Here is a 20,800-nt window from a genome sequence, read left to right on the forward strand (position 1 = left end):
GTATCGTTGTTTCCGGGGGGCGGCGGGCCTTGGTTGTGGCTGCGCCGCGGGTTCCTTAGCAGGACATGAAATCTCCATCTGAATCTTCGCCCAGCATAGGCTGGCGCGACCAATACACAAGTCTAGTCGTGCGTTGCGCGGCTATCATCCGGCGCTTGATCGCGGTCGGTCATGCCGTAGTCGCGCAAGACATGCACAACCTTCAGCCGGTAGTCGCTAAAGATCCCCGCGCGACCCTGCGCTTGCCCTGCCCGATGCTTTTCGATGTTGCGCCAATCCGCCACCGCCTGTTCATCGCGGTAATAAGATAGAGACAACAGCTTGTCCGGGTTGCTCAGGCTTTGAAACCGCTCGACCGAGATAAAGCCATCCACCTGTTCCAGCAGTGGCTTTAACTCTGCGGCGATGTCCAAATAGTCAGCCTTGCGGCCCGGTGCGATCTCAACTTCAAAGATAACAGCGATCATGTGGTGGCTCCATGTGGGGTAGAGGCGAGTTTCAAGAATGTGCGGTCCTCGCGCAAGATGAAACGTTCGGATTGCGCAAATTCGTAGTTTCGCTTGCCAATAGGATCTGCCGCCAAACGGGCGCGGTACGCTTCGTATTCAGCAAGGCTCTCGACGTTATATATGCCGTAGGCCAGGGTCGATGATCCTTCGTGTGGGGCGTAGTAGCCGATCAAGTCAGCCCCATTGCGTGGAATAGCTTGGCCCCAGTTGCGCGCGTATTCTTCAAATTGCGCTTTCTTCGTGGGGTCGATTTGATAGCGGATAATACAGGTCAGCATAATATGGCTCCTTTTGCTTTCCCCCATCTTAGCCCCTTGATCGACTCACATGCTTCGCTCATGATCGAAGTATGAAAGAAGGACCAGACATCGCCCGCCTTGCCGCCCTGATCGGCGACCCCGCCCGCGCGAACATCCTAACCGCCTTGATGAGCGGCAAAGCCCTAACCGCCAGCGAACTTGCGTTCGAGGCAGGCGTCACCGCGCAAACCGCCAGCAGCCATTTGGCAAAGCTCGCCGATGGTGGGTTGGTCGCCATGCGCAAATCGGGTCGGCACAAGTATTTCACCCTAGCCAATGATGCTGTCGCCGCCACGTTAGAATCACTGATGGGTTTGGCCGCAGGCTCTGGCCATTTGCGCACGCGTACCGGCCCCAAAGACGCCGCCATGCGTCAGGCCCGCGTCTGTTACAACCACTTGGCGGGCGAGCGTGGGGTGCAAATGTATCAGGCGATGCAGGCCAAAGGATTCTTACGCCACAGCGACGACGCCTTGGAATTGACAGAATTGGGCGTGGCCTTTGTTTCCGATTTGGGGATCAATCTAGCAGAACTGCCCGCCGGAAAAGCCCCACTTTGCCGCGATTGTCTGGACTGGAGCGCGCGCCAATCCCATTTAGCGGGTAAACTTGGGCGCGCCTTACTCAGCCACTTCATTCAACACGGCTGGGCGAAACGCCAAGAAAACAGCCGCGTTATCACCTTTACCCCCAAAGGCGCGCAGCAGTTCGACGCACAGTTTTCTGCACCGCAACATCACCCATAGGATGAGGAAACAACCGTTTCCCTGCCATTAACGATCCTTGTGATTACCCCGATATTGTCCGCGGGCTGCCCCTTTCATGCCCCATTTGCCCGTCAAACCTAGTCTCAACACGATAGACAAGGATTGCGAAATGGATCGCCTGACAGAAATGGAAGCCTTTGCAACGGTAGTAGACCAAGGTGGTTTTACCGATGCTGCAAAGAAAATGGGTATCTCTAAATCCGCTGTGTCAAAGCATGTCTCTAGCCTAGAGGCCCGCTTGGGCGCTCGGCTTCTAAACCGTACAACCCGCCGCGTTAGCCCAACTGAAATTGGCCTAGCCTACTATGACCGCGCCCGCCGCGTTCTAAATGACGCCGGTGAGGCCGACAGCCTTGTGACCTCGATGCAATCAGCACCCTCGGGCCTGTTGCGCATCAGCGTTGCTACAGATTTCGGTGTGAACCACCTATCACCGGTGCTGGGCGAATTCCTTGCGGACTTCCCAGATATCACCGTGAACATGGTGCTGAACAACCGCTACGTTGAACTGATTTCCGAAGGCTTTGATATGGCCATCCGCATTGGCGAGCTGGAAGACAGCTCTTTGCGGGCCCGCAAGCTGACGGACACAACCAAACGTATGATCGCAAGCCCCGAGTATCTTGAAAAACACGGGCGTCCGCAAAAGATCGACGATTTGAACGAACACAAGCTGCTGCATTATTCCAGCCAGTCCAATGGCGCGGTCTGGAAACTAACAGCGCCCTCCGGTGAAAAACGCCAAGTGCGCACCGCCGGTTGGTTGTCTGTGAATGACGGGCAGTCATTGCTAAACGCAGCAATCGCAGGTCTGGGCATCGCCTATCTGCCAAGTTTTCTATATGCCGAAGCGATGGAGCAAGGTCTGGTCGTGGATGCGATCCCAGAACTGCCTGTCGAAACCCAAGGCATCTACGCGGTCTACCCTCCGGGGCGGTTCACGCAGCCAAAGGTCCGCGCGTTTATCGACTTTCTGGTCCACGCCTTTGCCGACAAAGGTCCGACCAACTGGTAACAGCACCATTTTTCCCGAGGCTATCCCAAGCCAACCTTTTCCCCGGCCATGCGTCGGGGATTTTTTTGTTTAAACTGTAAGGGAATAAGTGCACTGGTGGGGTAAAGCGGTTTGTATTGTCAAACCGAGCCCAAACACCGGACTTGCAGAATGAACACCAGCCAACCCAACAACCGCGCCAATCTGATTGGCAGTCTTTGGATGACGTTAGCCATGGCCATCTTTGCCATCGAAGACGTGTTCATCAAAGCCGCATCCAGCAGCGTACCGACTGGACAAATCCTGATCATCTTCGGTCTGGGCGGAGTTGCGATCTTTGCAACCATCGCATCAGCACAAAAAGAGTCGCTGTTCCCAAAAGCCGTTTTGTCAAAAGCCATGCGCATCCGTATGGTCTTTGAAATCACAGGCCGTTTGTTTTTCGTATTGGCCATCACGCTAACCCCATTGTCCTCGGTCACCGTGATCTTACAAGCAACGCCCATTTGCGTGGTCGCCGCGGCCACCATTCTGTTTTCGGAAAAGGTCGGTTGGCGACGCTGGTCCGCAATCATTCTTGGCCTCATCGGCGTCCTGATCATCCTGCAACCCGGCACCGACAGCTTTGCCCCTCTGTCCATTCTTGCTGTCATTGGCATGCTCGGCTTTGCAGCCCGCGACCTTGCAAGCCGCGCCGCCCCTGCCTCGCTCAGCACAGCAGTCCTTGGGTTCTATGGCTTCATCGCCCTGATCATCGCGGGCAGTGCCTATGCGCTCTGGCAAGGGGTCCCCTTTGTTTGGCCACAGGGGCTCGCCATTCTGTACCTCGTCGGCGCAATCCTAGCCGGCGTTGCTGCCTATTCGTGCCTCATGAAAGCCATGCGCACGGGCGAAGTATCTGCCGTCACGCCCTTCCGCTACACACGCCTCATCTTTGGCGTCGGCTGCGGCGTTGTTCTGTTTGGGGAAACCCTCTCTTCGACCATGTTGCTGGGATCTGGTCTAATCGTCCTCTCTGGCCTTTTCATCCTGTGGCGCAGCAAACAAGCCGCGCCACAGAAAGCGCGTTAGGTGAGGCCAATCTGCAAATGCGGCACCCCATCCGAGGTCATCTCACGTGATCGCCCTTGCGGCCCAACGCTGCCCTGAACACGCTGCCGAAAGTTGGAAAACGATGCGAATTTCACCACATCAATCGGCACGTCAAAATCAATGACAACACGTGCCCATCCCGGCTCAAGCTGGGTGACGCGGTGCAACGTCCCTGCAAACGGATGCCCAAGATAAAGCCCACGCACCCGATCGCCAAAAGTAAACGGCAGGTTGTCACCCTCTTTCAACGCGGCGGCCATCACATTCCAATCACGATACCCGTTCTTACGCGCCACACGTTCCAGCGCCTGACTATGGCTAATCGCCCTGCCGAACTTTGCCAACTCGGCCCGCAAGGCACGCGCCTGTGCCTTCGCCCATTCGGCGGAACGCGGTGGTTCCATGCTGTCCTTAATAGGACCCATCTCGAATATATTCTTTGTAGAGTCAGACATGACTCATTCTCCCATAAATCAAACGTGCAATTCGGTAGGGGTCCGCATTACCAACCACGCACGCCGCGAGGAGGATGATTCATCGTCGAAAGCTGAACTTCACCGTGGACCGAAGTCTGCGGAAGGCCGGTGTCAGCAACCGTCCTCAGACATAGGTTCGTTAAAAATGGAAAGCAAGTAGGGTTTTAAAAGTTAATTTTTGCAATTCGAGAACGGCAAAATGCGCTCGTCGAATGCCAGCGGTTTCCAAAAATTTCACACAATAGATCGGCTGCATTAACCAGATTCGCTGCCTAAATCGCTGAAACGTACGTTTCAGACCGCGAATCGCACGAAACTCACATTTACGAAAAAATAAGCCATGGTTCTTTGCGGCACTAGGACCGCAACACCGCAAAATATGGTGCCGTTTTTCTGCACAAATCTCTATCAGGCATAAAAAAACCGGGCCAGTTTAGCCCGGTTAAAATAACGTACGTCAGTCCAGCAACAGCGGCTTATCCGGCCTTTTTCAGGTCCGCGATCAGCGCGTCTAAGTTGCCTTTGCGTTTGTCCAACATCGCACCAATTTCGCTTTTTTCGGTCAAACGCAGGCTGATACCTTCAATCACCATATCGAAAAACAGGTTCTTGCCGGACTTGTCAGACACAAGGAAATTCAGCTCGAATGGTGACTCACCTTTTAGGTAAGCCGTGCCGCGAACTTCATAGAAACTTTTGACTTTGCGCGTGCTATCAACTTCAACGCGCCCACCAACGAACTCATTGAAACGCTTACCATATTTACGTGAAATATAGCCTGTGAACGCACTCACATATGCTTTTTGCTGAGACTTCGTCAGGCGGCGTGCATCAGCGCCCAAAGCGGATCGCGCGATGATTTGCACATCCCCATACCGCAGGAAAATGCGTTCAAAGTCTTTGATCATGCTCGGCAAACCCTTACCGGATTTGATCACTGCATTGATATCGTTGACCACTTTGCCAACCAAAACCTCAGCCTGAGAGCTTGTCAGCGCCAAAGCATGCATCGGAACCAAGGCTGTCGCCGCCACTGCGGCCAAAAAACTACGGCGTTTCATAGGGTTACTCTTACTCAGAATAGGGATCATCATACGGGTCGAGATAGGCATCTTCGGACGAAACGCCAAGTTCAAAGCGGCGATTCTGTAGGTAAAGAATTCGTGCTTGGCTGTAACTGTCTGCACTTTCATACAAAACTGAATCAATGGTGCCCCGCAATTCATAACGGTCCCCCATCCGATCCGCCACATTCGCAGCCGTACCGATATATTTCTCTGGATTCGGCAACAAAGCTGACACCGGATCAAGGGTGAAATCTAGGATCGTCCCCATCGCGTCACGCTCTGTCGAAGGACCAAGCAAAGGCAGTTCAACATAGGCGCCTTCTTTCATTCCCCAGACGTGGAACGTTTCACCAAAATCGGTTTTCCGACGCGGAATATGGATCGCCTCGGAAGGATCGGCAATGCCACCCAAACCAAACAACGTATTGAAAACTAATCGGAAACTGTTGCTACCAGCACCCTTAAGGTCACCTTGCAATAGGTTATTCACGATATCCGCGGGTAACGACAAATGATCGGAAAAGTTCGAAACAATCAGTCGAACATCTTCATGCACGCCCTCGCCATAACCGTTAGAAACAGGTCGGAATATCGCACTATCGACCTTGCGGTTGAACTCGTGGACCTTCCTATTCGATTCCTCCTGCGGATCATAAATCTCCGCAGACGAAACAGTATTATTGGCCGCACAAGCTGCGACCAAGCTAGTAGCAAGCAATACGATGAATAGGCGACCCAAAGGTCGCGTGTTTTTGCTAATTGGCTGCAGCACAGAAATTCTCAACTTTTACGAGTTAGCTTCCATTTAGTTTACAGCTGGCCAGATGACACACCCAGCTTTGTTTTACATGTGATATTGTGGCAGATCGGTAACAGGCAATAATTTGCTCAACCGCGACGCCTCACAGGCAAAAAAGTGGCGAAATGAGTATGAGAAACGATCATCTGCGCGCAGGCCTAAACGAACTCAGATCAGCAAGGCGCGAAAGCCGGTCATTGTACTGGGCGGTTGGTATTTTCAGCATATTTGCCAATATGTTAATGCTCACCGGCCCCCTGTATATGCTGCAGGTCTATGACCGAGTTCTCAGCAGCCGATCCGTTGAAACCCTTGTCGCGCTCACGCTTCTGGTGGCGTTTCTATATGGCATCATGGGCATCCTCGACTTTGTGCGAGGGCGCGTTTTGTCACGTATTGGTGCACAGTTTCAAACGCGCCTCGACAGACGCGTTTTTGACGCCGCCCTAGCCCGTTCCAGTAAACCCCACGATGAAAATGCCCAAACCAGCTTGGCTGATCTCGAGGCAATCCAACGTTTCATCGCATCTCCTGCGCCGAACGCCCTATTTGATATGCCTTGGACCCCGATTTTTTTGATCGGTATCTCTATATTCCATCCTTGGTTAGGCTACCTAGCGCTATCCGGCGGGGTGGTCTTAATCCTGACGGCTGTTTTGAATCAAATCCTGTCCAGAAACCCAATTATACAGGCCAATATCACGACACACTCCGCATCTTTATTGGGGGAACAACTCCGTTCAGAGGCAGAAATGCTGCGAAGCCTTGGGATGCAAGACAATGCTTTTGATCGCTGGCAAATCGCTAGGCGCGCCTCGCTGACACATCAGCTAAACGCGACCGATGTTAGCAGTAGTTTCAGTGCATTAACCAAGACGTTTCGTCTGTTTCTGCAATCTGCCATGCTGGGCCTTGGTGCATATCTGGCATTAATGGGCGAGTTGTCCCCGGGTGCCATGATTGCGGGTTCCATCCTGATGGGGCGCGCCCTTGCGCCGATCGAACTTGCCGTTGGGCAATGGTCGATCTTGCAACGCGCGCATCGCGGCTGGTGGAATCTTGCAGCCTTGTTAACTGCATCCCCACCTGACCAACCACGCACAAACTTGCCTGTTCCGAAGGCAAAATTGAATGTGGAATCGGTAACGCTGATCCCGCCCGGCCAATCGCAGGCGTCGCTGCGGTTGGTGTCCTTTACCGTGCACCCGGGCGAAGCGATCGGTGTTATTGGCTCTTCCGGGGCGGGGAAATCAACCTTGGCCCGTGCACTAACAGCGACATGGCCGGTGGCCGGTGGAAATGTGCGTTTAGACAATGCTGCGATTGACCATTATCCCCCTGGAAAACTTGGAGAATACATTGGGTATTTGCCCCAACGCGTCCAATTGTTTGACGGTACGATTGCGGAAAATATCGCGCGGCTGGCACCAAATCCTGATCCAGAAAAGATTGTAAACGCCGCCAAGAAAGCCGACGCGCACGCCATGATTTTGAAACTACCAGATGGCTATGACACTATGGTTTCCGGCAACGGTGGGCGATTATCAGGCGGGCAAATTCAGCGGATCGGCTTGGCACGGGCGCTATTTTCTGACCCAGTTATTCTTGTCTTGGACGAGCCGAATTCAAGCCTAGATAATGCGGGATCAGAGGCATTGAACACGGTCATCCGCAACATGAAGGCCGCACAGAAATCCGTGATCATCATGGCCCATCGCCCCGCAGCCATTCGCGAATGCGACATGCTTTTGATGCTTGAAAACGGGGCAGTAAAAATCTTTGGGCCACGTGACGAGGTCTTGCGAAAGGTGGTTAAAAACCACACCGAAATCCAAGCGGCCCAAAGCGTTGGAGGTGTGCAATGACAGAGCGATCAAGCAGCATGTCACCGCGTGGCTTCCTTGTCTTTGGCTTTGTCGCTTTGTTTGTTCTAGTCGGTGGCTTTGGCACCTGGTCTGTGCTTACCCAAATTTCAGGGGCCGTTATTGCAAATGGCCGTATTGAAGTAGACAGCAATAGGCAGGTCGTGCAGCACCTCGATGGCGGGCAAGTGGCGGACATTCTTGTAAGTGAAGGATCAACCGTAAAGGCCGGCGATCCGTTGATTTTACTCGACGATACGCGCCTCAACTCAGAAGAGATCATTCTTGAAGGTCAGCTTTATGAAATGATGGCGCGCCGTGGCCGGTTAGAGACCGAGCGTGATGGCCGAAAGGCGATTAATTTTGAACCGGAATTACTGCAGGCCGCGACGCGTGATGCCGACATCGCAGATTTGGTGGACGGCCAAAGCCGGTTATTTCAGGCCCGCAATACAGCGATGGCCCAAGAAGCAGAGCAATTGGGAAAACGCCGCACACAAATTGCGGATCAGATCGTTGGAATAGAGGCGCAGACAGATGCGCTGCGCCGCCAGATAGAATTGATAGAAAAGGAATTAGCGGATCAGCAATTCTTGTTGGACCGTGGATTGGCACAGGCTGGGCGCGTTCTAAGTTTGCAACGTGAGCAGGCCCGTCTGTCAGGGCAACATGGCGAATTGATCGCCAGCCGCGCCCAAGCGGAAGGGCGCATTACAGAGATCGAGATTGAAATCCTTAGAAACGAAACGGCCCGCCGTGAAACTGCGATCGCTACTTTGCGGGATTTGCAATACCGAGAGTTGGAGGTACGCGAACAACGCAATGCTTTGCGTGAAAAACTGTCTCGGCTGGTGATCCGCGCCCCTGTCTCTGGCATTGTTTATGGTATGACTGTCTTTGCGAAGAATTCGGTAATCCGACCAGCAGAACCATTGCTGTATTTGGTCCCACAGGATCGCCCGCTTGTCATAACCGCGCATATTGAACCGACACACATTGAAGAAGTTCATATAGGGCAACCCGTGATCCTACGGTTTTCAACGTTTGATCAACGTACAACGCCCGAGTTGCTCGGCACCATTAACCAAGTCTCTGCCGACATTTTCTTAGATGAGGCCACGCAAATTGGATATTACCGCGCCGAGATTTTGGTCATTGACGGTGAATTAGATAAACTGCCGGACAACATATCATTGATCCCCGGCATGCCGGTAGAAAGCTTTGTTAAAACGCAAGATCGCACGCCGCTCGGGTATTTGGTCAAACCATTTTCCGACTATCTAGCCAAAGCTTTTCGCGAAAGCTAATCCCACTCTCTTTTCGCTTTCCCTCGATGATTGACGGCACTAGCTTGCCTTCAAAGAGTCAAAGGAGACGAGACATGAGCGGTTACGAAACCAAACTAGCAGAATTGGGTGTAACTCTACCAGATGCCCCTGCCCCAGCGGCCAACTATGTGCCGTTTGTTCAGGTTGGCGACTTGGTGCATGTCTCTGGCCAAATCTCGGCTGGGTCTGACGGGTTCATCACCGGAAAGCTGGGCGATGATATGAATGTTGAGGCTGGCGCTGCAGCAGCACGGTCTTGCGCGATCTCATTGCTGGCGCAAGTAAAGGCAGCCTGCGGTGGTGATCTGGACCGGCTTGTTCGTGTGGTTAAGCTGGTTGGCTTCGTAAACTCGACATCGGATTTCGTGGATCAGCCCAAGGTCATCAACGGCGCATCCGATTTTATGGCAGAGGCCTTGGGCGAAGCGGGTCGGCATGCGCGGTCAGCGGTATCAGCGTCATCCTTGCCATTTGGTGTTGCGGTTGAAATCGAAGGGATCTTTCAGATCAAATGACCCGTCTAAGCACATCCTTTCTGACAACGCCTTTCGCCCACCGCGCTTTGCATGATGTCACGGACGGTCGTCCGGAAAACAGCCGCGCGGCAATTCGTGCGGCTATTGATGCAGGGTATGGCATTGAAATTGACCTGCAATTGTCAGCTGATGACGAGGCGATGGTGTTTCATGACTACCAGCTAGCCCGCCTAGCCGAAGGCACAGGATCAGTTCGGCAAAAGACTGCGACCGAACTTAGCGCAATTCCATTGATTGGTGGGCAAGAAGGTATTCCAACGTTGGCCGAGGTGTTGGACTTGGTCGATGGCCAAGTTCCGCTGTTGATTGAGTTCAAGGACCAAGACGGCCAAATGGGTACTTCGATTGGCCCGTTAGAAGAGGCTGCTGCGTCATTGTTAAACGCCTATCAGGGCCCTGTGGCTGTCATGTCCTTTAATCCTCATTCAGTGGCCCGAATGGCGCAGCTTTGCCCGCAGATACCGCGCGGTATCGTAACCAGCGCCTATGACCCGTCGGCATGGGCCCCGTTGGCGACAGAGGTTTGTGACCACTTGCGCGACATTCCAGATTACGACCGTGCGCAGGCCTCATTCATCAGTCACGAGGTTGCGGATTTGTCCCGGCCACGGGTTGCGGAATTGAAAGTGCAGGGCGCAAATATTCTATGCTGGACCGTCACGTCGCCGGAAGTTGAAGCACAAGCGCGTGAAATTGCTGAAAATATCACGTTTGAACAATACTTAGCACCACATACAGCTTGAACATGTGCAGTGACGGGCCAAGTATTGCCCGACAAGGGAAACGCCATGACTGCAGCTATCGAAATTCAGGTTCACGCATCGCTTGCATCAATAGACGCGCGGGAATGGGACCAATGCGCCTGCCCCGAAGCAACGGATGGACGCGCGGTTGATCCTTTTACCACCTATCGTTTTCTGAAGGCGCTGGAGGACAGCGGCTCTGTTGGACCGGGGACGGGTTGGCAGCCGCAATATGTCACCGCACACGCCGATGGTGCTATGATCGCGGTCGCTCCGCTTTATGCAAAAGGACATAGTCAGGGCGAATATGTCTTTGACCACAATTGGGCCCATGCATTCGAAAATGCCGGTGGCCGCTATTATCCCAAATTGCAGGTCGCAGTGCCGTTTACGCCCGTCACTGGGCGGCGTTTTCTGGTTAAGCCGGGCTTTGAAGAGATCGGTCAAGCGGCATTGATGCAGGGGGCCGTTCAGGTCGCTGAGGCCAACAACCTTAGTTCGATCCACGCCACCTTTTGTTCCGAAACGGAAGTTGAAGTAGGGCGCCAGTTGGGGCTTATGCACCGGACTGGCCAGCAGTTTCACTGGATCAACGAAGGCTATGAAGACTTCGAAGGTTTTCTAAGCAGTCTCAGCGCGCGAAAACGCAAGAATATCCGCAAAGAACGCAAACAGGCGCAGCAGTTTGGCGGTAAAATAGCCTGTTATTCTGGCGATGACATTCGCCCCGAGCATTGGGATGCGATTTGGACATTTTATCAAGACACCGGTAGTCGAAAATGGGGCACACCCTATTTGACACGCGCCTTCTTTGACATCGCGCATGAAACACTGCGCGACGACATCCTGTTGATATTCGCAGAACGCGAGGGGTCTCCTGTTGCGGGCGCGATGAATGTGATTGGTCGCGAAGCGCTTTTTGGCCGGTATTGGGGATGCATCGAACACCACGCCTGCATGCATTTCGAAATATGCTACTATCAAGCAATTGAATGGGCCATTTCCAACGGTTTAGCCCGCGTTGAGGCGGGTGCCCAAGGGGAGCATAAATTGGCACGTGGCTATTTGCCGGTAACGACGCATTCACTACATTGGATAGCGGATGCCGGATTTGCTGATGCTGTGGCCCGCTACCTTGTTGCAGAACGCGAGTCCGTTGCAGAAGAGATCGAAGTTCTGACGGCCTACGGCCCATTTCGCAATGAAACACGGGAGGAGCAGGAATGACTGAGAAGCTAAGCACTGCTGCCAGAGATGCGATGCTGGGGCCGCTGTTTGAAAGTGGATGGGTCGTTGTCGAGGATCGCGATGCAATTGCGAAGACGTTTCAGTTTAGCAATTTTATCGAGGCCTTTGGGTGGATGACGCGTGTCGCGATCTGGGCCGAGAAATGGAACCATCACCCAGAGTGGTCTAACGTTTACAATCGTGTTGAGGTTATTTTGACAACGCATGATGTCGACGGGCTGTCGTCACTGGACGTGAAACTCGCGAGAAAGATGGACAGCCTGTAGCGGCTGAGTAGGGCGGGACTGATCCCGCCCTGTTGTTTTTTAAACAGCTTCAAGCATTGTTTCACCTGAAGACAGATTACAAACGCCTGCGTCTTCATCAAGGTTCACAACTTTGACGTCACCATTCTCTGCCAAAAGCGCGTAGCGCTTTGAGCGATCGTGAAAGCCAATTGCCGGAACACTGAATGCCATGTCGATGGCTTTGGTCAGTTCGCTTTGTGCATCCGCAAGCATTGTGATGCCTGCTTTGTCTGCGCCTGTATCTTTGGCCCAGGCATCAACGACGAAGGGATCGTTAACAGACACACAGATAATCTCATCGACACCCTTGGATTTCAGAGCGTCCGCATTGCGCATAAAGCTTGGGACATGTGAGGTAGAGCATGTACCGGTGAATGCACCGGGAAGTCCGAAAAGAACAACCTTACGGCCATTCGTCAGGCTGGATAGGGAAACAGTTTCTGGGCCCTCTGCACCCATTTTCGAAAGTGTCGCCTCTGGTAGTTTATCTCCGACAGAAATGGTCATTGCGCGTCTCCATGATTGCGTTTTCCTTGTTAGCGGATATAGGGTCAGCGCTGTTAACGGCAATGTTTTTTCGAAGGATTCGACATGAGTCATGTGGTTGTGGTCGGCGCTGGGCAAGCGGGAGCCTCTTGTGTGGCCAAGCTACGCAACAGCGGATTTGATGGCGAGATTACTTTGATTGGTGCCGAAACCGCCCTACCGTATCAACGCCCGCCCTTGTCCAAAGGCTATTTGCTGGGTGACATGGCGCTAGAGCGTATGTTCCTACGCCCTGCCTCCTTTTACGAAGATAACAACATCACCCTACGCCTTGGCGCGCCGGTGACGGCCGTTGAGGCCGCGGCTCAGACAATCAGCCTTGGCAACGAAACCATCAATTATGACGAGCTTGTTTTAACGACAGGCTCTACGCCACGCCGCTTGCCCAACGCGATTGGTGGTGATTTGCAGGGTGTTTATACCGTGCGTGATCTTGCGGATGTCGATGCGATGGCGCCTGAGTTCGTAGAAGGCAAACACGTGCTTGTGGTTGGTGGCGGATATATCGGCCTAGAAGCCGCCGCCATCGCTGCCAAGAAGGGCCTACGCGTGACTTTGGTAGAAATGGGCGACCGCATTCTTCAACGTGTTGCGGCGCCAGAAACGTCGGATTTTTTCCGCGTCTTGCATCAAAAACATGGCGTTGAGGTTTTAGAGGGCGTTGGCCTAGAACGGCTGACAGGCGAAAACCGCGTTACCGGAGCTGCCCTGAGCAATGGCATAACCCTCGACGTGGATTTTGTGATTGTTGGTGTTGGTATTTTCCCGGCCTCAGCGCTTGCCGAAATGGCAGGGGTAGAAATTGAGAATGGCATCAAAACGAATGCGCAAGGACGTACATCCGTGCCCCATATCTGGGCAGCCGGGGATTGTGCGTCTTTCCCGTATCGCGAAACTCGTATCCGTTTGGAAAGTGTTCCAAATGCGATTGATCAAGCCGAAGTTGTTGCAGAAAACATTATGGGTGCTGCAAAAGACTACGTCGCGAAACCTTGGTTCTGGTCTGATCAATATGACGTCAAATTGCAAATTGCGGGTCTAAACACAGGCTACAACCGCGTTATCTCGCGGGAAACCGGCACTGGGGTTCTTTCGTTTTGGTATTATCAGGACGATACGCTTTTAGCCGTTGATGCTATGAACGCACCGCGTGATTACATGATCGCGAAACGACTGATAGAGGCCGGTAAATCGCCATCACCAGATGCAATTGCCAATCCCGATACAGACATGAAAGCGTTATTGAAGTCGTGAGAATTATCGCAGGACAATTTCGCGGCATTGCACTGGCTTCTGTCGGCAAAGGGGATGCCGGTGCCCACTTGCGGCCCACAACAGATCGCGTTCGTGAAAGCCTATTCAACGTTTTGATAGGTGGGAAATTTGGTGACCCGATCGCTGATATGCGTGTGCTCGATCTGTTCGCAGGCACTGGCGCTTTGGGATTAGAGGCATTGTCGCGTGGTGCGAAAGAGGTTTGCTTTGTTGACGATGGGCGTAAATCGCAGAGCCTGTTGCGGCAAAATATCCAGATTACGCGCAGTAAAGCTCAAACAAAGATCATTGCGCGGGATGCCACACGGCTAACGGCGAATCCCGAAGCGCCATTTGATCTGGTGTTTCTCGATCCACCCTATGGCAAAGGCATGGGCCTTCGCGCACTTGAAGCGGCCCGAGATGGTGGGTGGGTTTCACCAGACGCCCTGATCGTATTCGAAGAAAACACACCGCAAAACGCACCAGACGGCTTTGAGTTACTGGATCATCGCAAATACGGTGATACCCATGTGACGTTCTTAGAGGCTGCGTCTGACGGCTGATCGCTTGGCTTAAGTTCGCGTTTCAGTTTGGTTTTCTCGCCATTGTGATCTGCAAAGTGATCCGCAAAACCCTTTTTTGTGTTACACTTAACCCAGATCGCGGGCCGCCGAGTTGTATTCACATGCGCTGGCCCAATAACTTTGCAATTGCCTGAAGGGCAAAGCGCAGCACCTCGTGATCACGGCCTGCTTGTGTAAACAAGGAGGAAGGCATGGTTCAGACAATAGGAAATCCGCTGTCCTGGGGCGCGCGCGCTTTGGGTGATGCGGGACGAACGGCTGGTGATGTGGCCACTCATCTGGGCAGCAGCGAAGATCTAAAACCAAACGTTCGATCCCTAGGGCTGTATGACGTCCGGGCGGCCCTATCACTTGGCTGGCAGGACATGATGCGCTTTCGCAGTGATGTTCTGGCGCTCGTATTCATTTACCCGATGATCGGCCTTGCCTTGGCGTTTTTGGCGTTTGAACAAGCGCTTTTGCCAATGCTGTTCCCTTTGGCAGCTGGTTTTGCCCTACTCGGGCCGGTGGCCTCAATCGGAATGTATGAAATTAGCCGCCAACAAGAAGACAGTGGAACGGCAAGCTGGGGGTCCGCTTTGGCCGCATTGCGCGGCCGTGTTGTTGGCCCTGTCATGGTGTTAGGGCTCTTTTTGCTAGGGTGGTTTATGCTGTGGATGGCTGCCGCCTTTGCCATCTATTCCATGACACTGGGGCCAGCCATGCCCGAAAGCACTGTGGGGTTTGTAAGCGATGTCTTCACGACTTCTGCTGGCTGGATGATGATATTCTTGGGGATGGCCGTTGGCGCAATATTTGCGACGGTGGTTTTGATCGTCTCGGCGATTGGTTTTCCAATGCTGATTGATAAGCCCGTGGGCCTGCCGGTGGCAGTTGTTACATCAGCTAAGGTTTTTGATCAAAACCGCGCAACGATGTTGATGTGGGGGATCTGTGTCGCCGTTCTATTGGCGATTGCAACCATTCCCGTCTTTCTGGGGCTGATCCTAGTATTGCCATGGCTTGGACATGCGACGTGGCACTTGTATCGTATGGCTGTTTCTTACGACTGAATATAAAGTGGGGCGCTGTAGCGCCCCTTTTTGTAGCTTTTTTATCCGTATGTCGGATGGAATTTTCCGGTTGGCGAAAGAGTGAAAATCTCTGCCCCGTCTTTGGTCACGCCGATCGAATGCTCGAATTGCGCAGACAGCGATTTATCGCGTGTCACAGCTGTCCAATCATCGGCAAGAACTTTTGTCTCGGCGCGGCCCAAATTGACCATTGGTTCGATGGTAAAGAACATGCCCTCTTCGAGAGTCGGACCTGTTCCAGGACGCCCGTAATGCAGAACATTTGGCGGCGCGTGAAAAACGCGACCCAGACCGTGGCCACAGAAATCGCGCACAATGCTCATTCGGTTGCTTTCAGCATAGACCTGAATGGCATGACCAATATCACCAAAGGTATTCCCTGGCTTCACGGCCTCAATGCCTTTCATTAGGGCATCGTGGGTCACTTGGATCAAACGCTCTGCCTTACGCGATAGCTTGCCAGCGACATACATGCGGCTTGAATCACCGAACCAGCCATCAACAATGGTCGTGACGTCGATATTTAGGATGTCACCATCCTTTAGCTTTTTGTCACCCGGAATACCGTGGCAAACAACGTGGTTTACAGAAATACAGCTCGCGTGCTGATAGCCCTTGTAACCAATCGTAGCCGAGGTTGCGCCTGCCTCTTCAACCTTTTGGGTGATGATGCGGTCAATCTCTCCGGTTGTCTGCCCAACAAAAACATGTTCGGCGATTTCATCCAGAATGCGCGCAGTCAGTGCGCCTGCGGCATGCATTCCTGCATAGTCCGCTTCTTGGTAAATTCTGATCCCGTCACGGGTTTGGCCAGCCCTGCCGATCATGTTGGGTGCTCCGATAAGTCATAATGCCCCTCTACTTAGGACGGTTTTCGACAAAGAACCAGAGGGGGCTAACGCCGAAATGGCACCCGTTTGCCCAAAACAATTGCGTCCGGCGTGATCTCGCAGTCATAGGCCAAGACCTCTACCCCAGCGCTTTGGGCCCTATCAAAGGCTGCAGCGTACGTTGGATCAATATCCTCTGCGAGCGTCACAAATTCAACGTCAGTCCGTTGAACTAAGTAGAACAGCATCGCGCGATGACCCTGCGCGATCATTTCCGTAAGCTCGTTCAGATGCTTTGTGCCGCGCGCGGTTACGCTATCTGGGAATTCACCTTTGCCTGCCTCGCGCAAAAGCGTGACACATTTAACCTCGACGTAAAAGTCGGGTTTTCCGGGGTGAGTTAGAAGGAAATCAATCCGGCTATTCTGGCCGTATTTCACTTCTGGACGAATTGTCTCGTAGTCCGCCAATTCGGAGATCTCGCGTGCCAACAACGATTGGCGCAACGCACGATTTGGCACCGACGTGTCCACGCCTGTGAAATGACCATTTTCGTGATCAACCAAACGCCAGCCATATTTCAGCTTTTTCTTGGGGTCATCGTTTGGCTCTAACCAAATACGCATCCCCTCATCTTTGAGTCCCAACATCGACCCCGGATTGGCGCAATGCGCAGTGATTTCGGTTCCATCTTCTAGCCGAGCGTCCGCAAGAAAACGCTTGTATCGACGAAGTAGAGTGGCGGGGATCAGGGGCTGCGCGAATTTCATGCGCCATTGCTATCTGACCCCCACCAAGTTTCAAAGCCCTCAGTTTCGACGAGGATATACCCCCCTAACACTAGCGGTTGATTACGATTACATTTGCGAAATCTCCGATCACGCCCTATCTGCAGGTAGGTAATCAATGCGGCGTGAAAATATGGCTTATTCAGAAACAGCATCTCGAATAATGGACATCGCCGAGCGCCTTGCCCGGCAAGGTGGCTACAATGCGTTTAGCTTTCGCGAAATCGCGAATGAGATTGGTATTAAGTCTGCCTCTGTTCACTATCACTTCCCAACCAAAGATGCGTTAGGCGAAGCCCTAGCGGAACGGTACACAGATCGCTTTATCGGCGCGCTTGGCCAACCTGACGATGCGGCCGCTGAGGACATTCTAAGGCGATACATCACCGCCTGCGGTATTGCGTTGAAGGAAGATAAGTTGATGTGCCTTTGTGGTATGTTCGGCGCTGAGATTGAACACTTGCCCGTACCCGTGGCCGGTAAAACCAAAGGCTTCTTTCAGCAGAGTTTAGCTTGGCTTACCAAGGCCTATATGGCCAAAGGTGAAACAGAGGAACAAGCAAAAAACTCTGCTGCACGCATGATTTCGACGGTAGAAGGTGCCATGATACTGGCACGTGCGTTGGACGACCTGACCTTATTCGACGCCGCCACCGCCGACCTCGTGTAAATTCGCTTTCAGCTTGTGCTGCTATTTGAGCGAGTTATTTTGCACGCAGCTATCTGGAGGCCCCATGTCGAACCCAACAGCCGCAATGCTTGTCATTGGCGATGAAATCCTTTCCGGGCGCACGCGCGACGCCAACATGTATTACTTGGCAGGTGCGCTTACCGATCAGGGTGTCGATCTTAAAGAAGTACGGGTCGTCAGCGACGATGCGGATGCAATTGTTTCGGCTATCAAAGCCCTATCTGCAGTACACGATCACGTCTTTACGTCTGGCGGGATTGGGCCAACCCATGATGACATCACTGCTGATTGCATTGCCAAAGCGTTTGGCGCCAACATCGGGATCCGTGAAGATGCGCGCGCATTGCTTGCAGCGCATTACGAAAAGACCGGAAAAGAACTTAACGAGGCACGGCTTCGAATGGCCCGAATTCCAGACGGTGCAACACTGATCGACAACCCAGTTTCAATCGCACCGGGATTTTCGATAGAGAATGTTCATGTCATGGCCGGTGTTCCATCCGTCTTTAAGGCAATGGTTGCCAGTGTATTGCCCCACATTACCGGCGGCGCACCCGTATTGTCCCAGTCCTTACGCGTTGAAAGAGGCGAAGGTGATATTGCTGGTCCGCTCGGGCTTTTGGCAGAAGAATTTTCAGACCTTTCGATTGGATCTTACCCCTTTCAGGACAACGGTATTTACGGCGCGAACATTGTGGTCCGTGGCACTGATGGCCCGCGAATTGACTCTGCCATGATCAAGCTTGCGAGGATATTTTCGTGACAGCCCTTAGTGCTGAAAAATTATACGAAGTGATCGAAGCGACGTGGCCACCGGCCGCCAAGTCACGCAACGCCGCCTTTACTATTCGGGACGGTCAAGGTGGTGGCAAGCGTGTCTCTGCAGCGACGTTAGACGGCAGCCTATCCGTTGGAGACATACGCAGCGCTGAGGATGCAATGCGCGCACTTGGTCAAACACCGCTGTTTCAAATTCGCCATGGCGAAGAAGCCCTCGACGAAATGTTAGAGGCCGCAGGGTACCAGATTGCTGATCCCGTCAATATGTATGCTGCTTCTGCTGAGCATATTGCTACAGAGCTTCCGCCGCGCACAATCGCGATCCCCGCTTGGGAACCTCTCCAGATAATGGAGGAAATTTGGGCCACTGGCGGCATTGGTCGCGAACGGATCAATGTAATGCATCGTGGCTGCACGCCCAAAAGTGCGTTTGTGAGCCGTTGGAATGACAAACCAGCAGGCGCTTCTTTTGTTGCCATGCACGACGGCATAGCCATGCTGCACGCGCTGGAAATCTTACCAGAACAAAGGCGCAATGGCTTAGCCCGCTGGGCCATGCGACGCGCTGCGTTTTGGACGATCGCACAAGGCGGCCACACGCTTTCTGTGATTTGCACCAAGGAAAATGACGCAGCGAATGCCTTGTATTCTCGCCTTGGTATGGATGTGATTGGACAATACCACTATCGCATCAAACCGGAGTAACCTAATGAGCACCGCTGATCTACCTACTGCCCTAGACCTGCCAATGGTCGCCCCTCTTCCGGATGACATTCAGAAGTATTTTGACATCTGTCAGGACAAGCTGGGCATGGTTCCTAATGTGCTGAAAGCCTATGCTTTTGATATCGACAAGCTCAACGCATTTACAGGCATGTATAATGACCTGATGCTGGCGGATAGCGGACTGTCTAAACTGGAACGCGAGATGATTGCGGTTGTCGTCAGCTCCATAAACAAATGTTTCTACTGCTTAGTCGCGCATGGTGCAGCCGTTCGGCAAATGTCTGGCGATCCTCAACTCGGAGAACAGTTAGTTATGAATTACCGAGTTGCCGGGTTAGATACGCGACAACGCGCAATGCTGGATTTCGCTTTCAAGATGACAAACGCGAGCGCCACTATCGAAGAAAACGATCGCCAAGAATTGCGCGAGGCGGGGTTTACGGATCGTGATATTTGGGACATTGCAAATGTCACCGGTTTCTTCAACATGACAAATCGGGTGGCCAGTGCCACGATGATGCAACCTAACCCAGAATATCACGCGCAGTTCAGATGATCCGATTAACGGCCCTTTCCATTTTGACTTTTTTGCCAGTAAGCGCTCTGGCGCTAGATTTGGCAATGCCTCAGGGCAGTACGCTTGCCGTCGATAAAATCACCGAGGCCGGCAGTTATGCTTTGCCTGAGGGCCCCTTTGCTGATGGCGCGTTGTCTACGCAACAAATCACCGGATATGTATCGCGTCAGGTCTGGCATTTAGCAGATGCCACACTGTCCACGGATCACTTGATTGACCCGCTACGCGCACAAATCAAAGCCGCAGGTTTCGCCGTGTTGTTAGATTGTGACGCAGCCAGTTGCGGTGGATTCGATTTTCGTTTCGCTACAGAGGTTTTGCCCGCCCCCGACATGTTTGTCGATTTGATTGACTACCGGTTTCTCTCCGCCACTCGCGATACCGATGAAGGCCGCGAGGCGCTTAGCGTCTTAGTCAGCAGAACAGACACAACGGGTATTATGCAGCTCATTGCGGTTCAGCCAAGTACCGGGAGTTCAACCTTACCGCTTGCTAAACCCGTAGGTGGCCAGCCCTTTGTTCCGATAAGCGTTGCTAACCCACAGATGCCATCTGAATTTATCAAAGCGCTAGAAGTTGGCGGTCATGTCATTTTAAATGATCTAGCATTTGAGACCGGTTCTTCGAACTTAGCGGATCAACCCTTTAGCTCACTCGAAGCTCTGGCGACTTACCTGATCGCCAATCCGGACATTCGGCTAGCGCTTGTTGGTCATACCGATAGCGTTGGGGGCCTAGATGGCAATATGTCCCTTTCGCAGAAACGTGCGCTTGCGGTGCGCACGCGACTGATTGAGACGCACAGCGTGCCTGCGAGTCAGCTCGAAGCGAATGGTGTGGGTTATTTGGCTCCGTTAGCATCAAACCTTACCGAAGCAGGCCGTACAGCCAACCGCCGCGTCGAAGCGGTTGTTCTGACCAAATAACAGTAGCGGTTGGGC

At 52.9% G+C, this 20,800-nt stretch carries 25 protein-coding genes; 17 read left to right on the forward strand and 8 right to left on the reverse strand.

Features of this window, described 5'->3' with window-relative positions:
- Window positions 1-122: 122 nt before the first annotated feature.
- Together Q4544_RS08000 and Q4544_RS08005 are read right to left on the reverse strand one after the other, a co-directional pair.
- The gene (locus Q4544_RS08000; RefSeq protein ID WP_303505147.1) at window positions 123-467 is read right to left on the reverse strand and encodes an antibiotic biosynthesis monooxygenase; all 345 of its coding nucleotides are present in this window, start codon (window positions 465-467) and stop codon (window positions 123-125) included.
- Window positions 464-787, reverse strand: a complete 324-nt coding sequence (locus tag Q4544_RS08005) for an NIPSNAP family protein (protein WP_303505149.1) — start codon at window positions 785-787, stop codon at window positions 464-466. Before Q4544_RS08005 ends, Q4544_RS08000 begins: the two co-directional genes overlap by 4 nt.
- A 71-nt stretch (window positions 788-858) precedes the next feature.
- Between Q4544_RS08005 and Q4544_RS08010 the strand changes: the two genes are divergently transcribed.
- The 3 genes from Q4544_RS08010 (at window position 859) to Q4544_RS08020 (ending at window position 3,640) form a co-directional block, all read left to right on the forward strand.
- Window positions 859-1,554, forward strand: a complete 696-nt coding sequence (locus Q4544_RS08010) for a helix-turn-helix transcriptional regulator (protein WP_303505151.1) — start codon at window positions 859-861, stop codon at window positions 1,552-1,554.
- A 130-nt stretch (window positions 1,555-1,684) separates the two neighbouring features.
- Window positions 1,685-2,590, forward strand: coding sequence for a LysR family transcriptional regulator (locus tag Q4544_RS08015; RefSeq protein ID WP_303505153.1), 906 nt, complete (start codon window positions 1,685-1,687; stop codon window positions 2,588-2,590).
- 150 nt (window positions 2,591-2,740) lie between these two features.
- Window positions 2,741-3,640 carry a DMT family transporter gene (locus tag Q4544_RS08020; protein WP_303505155.1) on the forward strand — a complete coding sequence of 300 codons (900 nt, stop codon included), beginning with the start codon at window positions 2,741-2,743 and terminating at the stop codon, window positions 3,638-3,640.
- Here Q4544_RS08020 and Q4544_RS08025 read toward each other — a convergent pair.
- The 3 genes from Q4544_RS08025 to Q4544_RS08035 form a co-directional block, all read right to left on the reverse strand.
- Window positions 3,637-4,116 (reverse strand): glyoxalase superfamily protein, encoded by a 480-nt coding sequence (locus Q4544_RS08025; RefSeq protein WP_303505156.1) that lies wholly within the window; start codon window positions 4,114-4,116, stop codon window positions 3,637-3,639. The genes Q4544_RS08020 and Q4544_RS08025 overlap by 4 nt on opposite strands.
- Window positions 4,117-4,613: 497 nt before the next feature.
- Complete coding sequence (locus tag Q4544_RS08030) at window positions 4,614-5,198, reverse strand: phospholipid-binding protein MlaC (protein ID WP_303505157.1); 585 nt, start codon at window positions 5,196-5,198, stop codon at window positions 4,614-4,616.
- A 10-nt stretch (window positions 5,199-5,208) separates the two neighbouring features.
- Window positions 5,209-5,976: a VacJ family lipoprotein gene (locus tag Q4544_RS08035; RefSeq protein ID WP_303505158.1), complete on the reverse strand. Its 768-nt coding sequence runs from the start codon at window positions 5,974-5,976 to the stop codon at window positions 5,209-5,211.
- 158 nt (window positions 5,977-6,134) lie between these two features.
- Here Q4544_RS08035 and Q4544_RS08040 point away from each other — a divergent pair, with 158 nt between their 5' ends.
- The 6 genes from Q4544_RS08040 to Q4544_RS08065 all read left to right on the forward strand — a co-directional run bounded on the left by Q4544_RS08040 (window position 6,135) and on the right by Q4544_RS08065 (window position 11,986).
- A complete protein-coding gene (locus Q4544_RS08040) occupies window positions 6,135-7,868 on the forward strand; it encodes a type I secretion system permease/ATPase (RefSeq protein WP_303505160.1) in 1,734 nt (577 codons plus the stop codon).
- Window positions 7,865-9,172 (forward strand): HlyD family type I secretion periplasmic adaptor subunit, encoded by a 1,308-nt coding sequence (locus tag Q4544_RS08045; protein ID WP_303505162.1) that lies wholly within the window; start codon window positions 7,865-7,867, stop codon window positions 9,170-9,172. Before Q4544_RS08040 ends, Q4544_RS08045 begins: the two co-directional genes overlap by 4 nt.
- A gap of 74 nt (window positions 9,173-9,246) precedes the next feature.
- Window positions 9,247-9,708: a RidA family protein gene (locus tag Q4544_RS08050; RefSeq protein ID WP_303505164.1), complete on the forward strand. Its 462-nt coding sequence runs from the start codon at window positions 9,247-9,249 to the stop codon at window positions 9,706-9,708.
- Window positions 9,705-10,472, forward strand: a complete 768-nt coding sequence (locus Q4544_RS08055) for a glycerophosphodiester phosphodiesterase family protein (protein WP_303505165.1) — start codon at window positions 9,705-9,707, stop codon at window positions 10,470-10,472. Before Q4544_RS08050 ends, Q4544_RS08055 begins: the two co-directional genes overlap by 4 nt.
- 45 nt (window positions 10,473-10,517) lie before the next feature.
- Window positions 10,518-11,699: a GNAT family N-acetyltransferase gene (locus Q4544_RS08060; RefSeq protein ID WP_303505166.1), complete on the forward strand. Its 1,182-nt coding sequence runs from the start codon at window positions 10,518-10,520 to the stop codon at window positions 11,697-11,699.
- Window positions 11,696-11,986 carry a 4a-hydroxytetrahydrobiopterin dehydratase gene (locus tag Q4544_RS08065; RefSeq protein WP_303505167.1) on the forward strand — a complete coding sequence of 97 codons (291 nt, stop codon included), beginning with the start codon at window positions 11,696-11,698 and terminating at the stop codon, window positions 11,984-11,986. Before Q4544_RS08060 ends, Q4544_RS08065 begins: the two co-directional genes overlap by 4 nt.
- A gap of 39 nt (window positions 11,987-12,025) precedes the next feature.
- On the opposite strand, the gene Q4544_RS08070 is transcribed toward Q4544_RS08065, so the two are convergent.
- Window positions 12,026-12,514: a peroxiredoxin gene (locus tag Q4544_RS08070; RefSeq protein WP_303505168.1), complete on the reverse strand. Its 489-nt coding sequence runs from the start codon at window positions 12,512-12,514 to the stop codon at window positions 12,026-12,028.
- 84 nt (window positions 12,515-12,598) lie between these two features.
- Between Q4544_RS08070 and Q4544_RS08075 the strand changes: the two genes are divergently transcribed.
- From Q4544_RS08075 to Q4544_RS08085, 3 genes are all read left to right on the forward strand, one after another.
- The gene (locus Q4544_RS08075; protein WP_303505169.1) at window positions 12,599-13,807 is read left to right on the forward strand and encodes an NAD(P)/FAD-dependent oxidoreductase; all 1,209 of its coding nucleotides are present in this window, start codon (window positions 12,599-12,601) and stop codon (window positions 13,805-13,807) included.
- Window positions 13,804-14,373, forward strand: coding sequence for a 16S rRNA (guanine(966)-N(2))-methyltransferase RsmD (gene rsmD / locus Q4544_RS08080; protein WP_303505171.1), 570 nt, complete (start codon window positions 13,804-13,806; stop codon window positions 14,371-14,373). The genes Q4544_RS08075 and rsmD overlap by 4 nt, the downstream gene beginning before the upstream one ends.
- Window positions 14,374-14,585: 212 nt before the next feature.
- Entirely contained in the window at window positions 14,586-15,446 is an 861-nt protein-coding gene (locus Q4544_RS08085; protein WP_303505173.1) for a DUF2189 domain-containing protein, read from the forward strand.
- Between the two features lie 41 nt (window positions 15,447-15,487).
- On the opposite strand, the gene map is transcribed toward Q4544_RS08085, so the two are convergent.
- Together map and sfsA are read right to left on the reverse strand one after the other, a co-directional pair.
- Window positions 15,488-16,294: a type I methionyl aminopeptidase gene (gene map, locus Q4544_RS08090; RefSeq protein WP_303505175.1), complete on the reverse strand. Its 807-nt coding sequence runs from the start codon at window positions 16,292-16,294 to the stop codon at window positions 15,488-15,490.
- A gap of 68 nt (window positions 16,295-16,362) precedes the next feature.
- The gene (gene sfsA, locus Q4544_RS08095) at window positions 16,363-17,067 is read right to left on the reverse strand and encodes a DNA/RNA nuclease SfsA (protein ID WP_303505176.1); all 705 of its coding nucleotides are present in this window, start codon (window positions 17,065-17,067) and stop codon (window positions 16,363-16,365) included.
- A gap of 151 nt (window positions 17,068-17,218) precedes the next feature.
- Here sfsA and Q4544_RS08100 point away from each other — a divergent pair, with 151 nt between their 5' ends.
- From Q4544_RS08100 to Q4544_RS08120, 5 genes are all read left to right on the forward strand, one after another.
- Window positions 17,219-17,755: a TetR/AcrR family transcriptional regulator gene (locus Q4544_RS08100; RefSeq protein ID WP_303505178.1), complete on the forward strand. Its 537-nt coding sequence runs from the start codon at window positions 17,219-17,221 to the stop codon at window positions 17,753-17,755.
- A gap of 64 nt (window positions 17,756-17,819) precedes the next feature.
- Window positions 17,820-18,539, forward strand: a complete 720-nt coding sequence (locus Q4544_RS08105; protein WP_303505180.1) for a molybdopterin-binding protein — start codon at window positions 17,820-17,822, stop codon at window positions 18,537-18,539.
- Entirely contained in the window at window positions 18,536-19,261 is a 726-nt protein-coding gene (locus Q4544_RS08110; protein WP_303505182.1) for a GNAT family N-acetyltransferase, read from the forward strand. The genes Q4544_RS08105 and Q4544_RS08110 overlap by 4 nt, the downstream gene beginning before the upstream one ends.
- Before the next feature lie 4 nt (window positions 19,262-19,265).
- The gene (locus Q4544_RS08115; protein WP_303505184.1) at window positions 19,266-19,838 is read left to right on the forward strand and encodes a peroxidase-related enzyme; all 573 of its coding nucleotides are present in this window, start codon (window positions 19,266-19,268) and stop codon (window positions 19,836-19,838) included.
- Window positions 19,835-20,785 (forward strand): OmpA family protein, encoded by a 951-nt coding sequence (locus Q4544_RS08120; protein ID WP_303505186.1) that lies wholly within the window; start codon window positions 19,835-19,837, stop codon window positions 20,783-20,785. Before Q4544_RS08115 ends, Q4544_RS08120 begins: the two co-directional genes overlap by 4 nt.
- Window positions 20,786-20,800: the final 15 nt, after the last annotated feature.

Source organism: Cognatishimia sp. 1_MG-2023 (genome assembly GCF_030548175.1).
In the GTDB taxonomy this organism is placed as follows: Bacteria; Pseudomonadota; Alphaproteobacteria; order Rhodobacterales; family Rhodobacteraceae; genus Cognatishimia.

Excerpts from the sequence above, each read along its gene's own strand:
- Q4544_RS08000 (WP_303505147.1), bottom strand. The coding sequence starts at position 467 with ATGATCGCTGTTATCTTTGAAGTTGAGATCGCACCGGGCCGCAAGGCT.
- Q4544_RS08005 (WP_303505149.1), bottom strand. The coding sequence starts at position 787 with ATGCTGACCTGTATTATCCGCTATCAAATCGACCCCACGAAGAAAGCG.
- Q4544_RS08010 (WP_303505151.1), top strand. The coding sequence starts at position 859 with ATGAAAGAAGGACCAGACATCGCCCGCCTTGCCGCCCTGATCGGCGAC.
- Q4544_RS08015 (WP_303505153.1), top strand. The coding sequence starts at position 1,685 with ATGGATCGCCTGACAGAAATGGAAGCCTTTGCAACGGTAGTAGACCAA.
- Q4544_RS08020 (WP_303505155.1), top strand. The coding sequence starts at position 2,741 with ATGAACACCAGCCAACCCAACAACCGCGCCAATCTGATTGGCAGTCTT.
- Q4544_RS08025 (WP_303505156.1), bottom strand. The coding sequence starts at position 4,116 with ATGTCTGACTCTACAAAGAATATATTCGAGATGGGTCCTATTAAGGAC.
- Q4544_RS08030 (WP_303505157.1), bottom strand. The coding sequence starts at position 5,198 with ATGAAACGCCGTAGTTTTTTGGCCGCAGTGGCGGCGACAGCCTTGGTT.
- Q4544_RS08040 (WP_303505160.1), top strand. The coding sequence starts at position 6,135 with ATGAGAAACGATCATCTGCGCGCAGGCCTAAACGAACTCAGATCAGCA.
- Q4544_RS08045 (WP_303505162.1), top strand. The coding sequence starts at position 7,865 with ATGACAGAGCGATCAAGCAGCATGTCACCGCGTGGCTTCCTTGTCTTT.
- Q4544_RS08050 (WP_303505164.1), top strand. The coding sequence starts at position 9,247 with ATGAGCGGTTACGAAACCAAACTAGCAGAATTGGGTGTAACTCTACCA.
- Q4544_RS08055 (WP_303505165.1), top strand. The coding sequence starts at position 9,705 with ATGACCCGTCTAAGCACATCCTTTCTGACAACGCCTTTCGCCCACCGC.
- Q4544_RS08060 (WP_303505166.1), top strand. The coding sequence starts at position 10,518 with ATGACTGCAGCTATCGAAATTCAGGTTCACGCATCGCTTGCATCAATA.
- Q4544_RS08065 (WP_303505167.1), top strand. The coding sequence starts at position 11,696 with ATGACTGAGAAGCTAAGCACTGCTGCCAGAGATGCGATGCTGGGGCCG.
- Q4544_RS08070 (WP_303505168.1), bottom strand. The coding sequence starts at position 12,514 with ATGACCATTTCTGTCGGAGATAAACTACCAGAGGCGACACTTTCGAAA.
- Q4544_RS08075 (WP_303505169.1), top strand. The coding sequence starts at position 12,599 with ATGAGTCATGTGGTTGTGGTCGGCGCTGGGCAAGCGGGAGCCTCTTGT.
- Q4544_RS08085 (WP_303505173.1), top strand. The coding sequence starts at position 14,586 with ATGGTTCAGACAATAGGAAATCCGCTGTCCTGGGGCGCGCGCGCTTTG.
- map (WP_303505175.1), bottom strand. The coding sequence starts at position 16,294 with ATGATCGGCAGGGCTGGCCAAACCCGTGACGGGATCAGAATTTACCAA.
- sfsA (WP_303505176.1), bottom strand. The coding sequence starts at position 17,067 with ATGAAATTCGCGCAGCCCCTGATCCCCGCCACTCTACTTCGTCGATAC.
- Q4544_RS08100 (WP_303505178.1), top strand. The coding sequence starts at position 17,219 with ATGGCTTATTCAGAAACAGCATCTCGAATAATGGACATCGCCGAGCGC.
- Q4544_RS08105 (WP_303505180.1), top strand. The coding sequence starts at position 17,820 with ATGTCGAACCCAACAGCCGCAATGCTTGTCATTGGCGATGAAATCCTT.
- Q4544_RS08115 (WP_303505184.1), top strand. The coding sequence starts at position 19,266 with ATGAGCACCGCTGATCTACCTACTGCCCTAGACCTGCCAATGGTCGCC.
- Q4544_RS08120 (WP_303505186.1), top strand. The coding sequence starts at position 19,835 with ATGATCCGATTAACGGCCCTTTCCATTTTGACTTTTTTGCCAGTAAGC.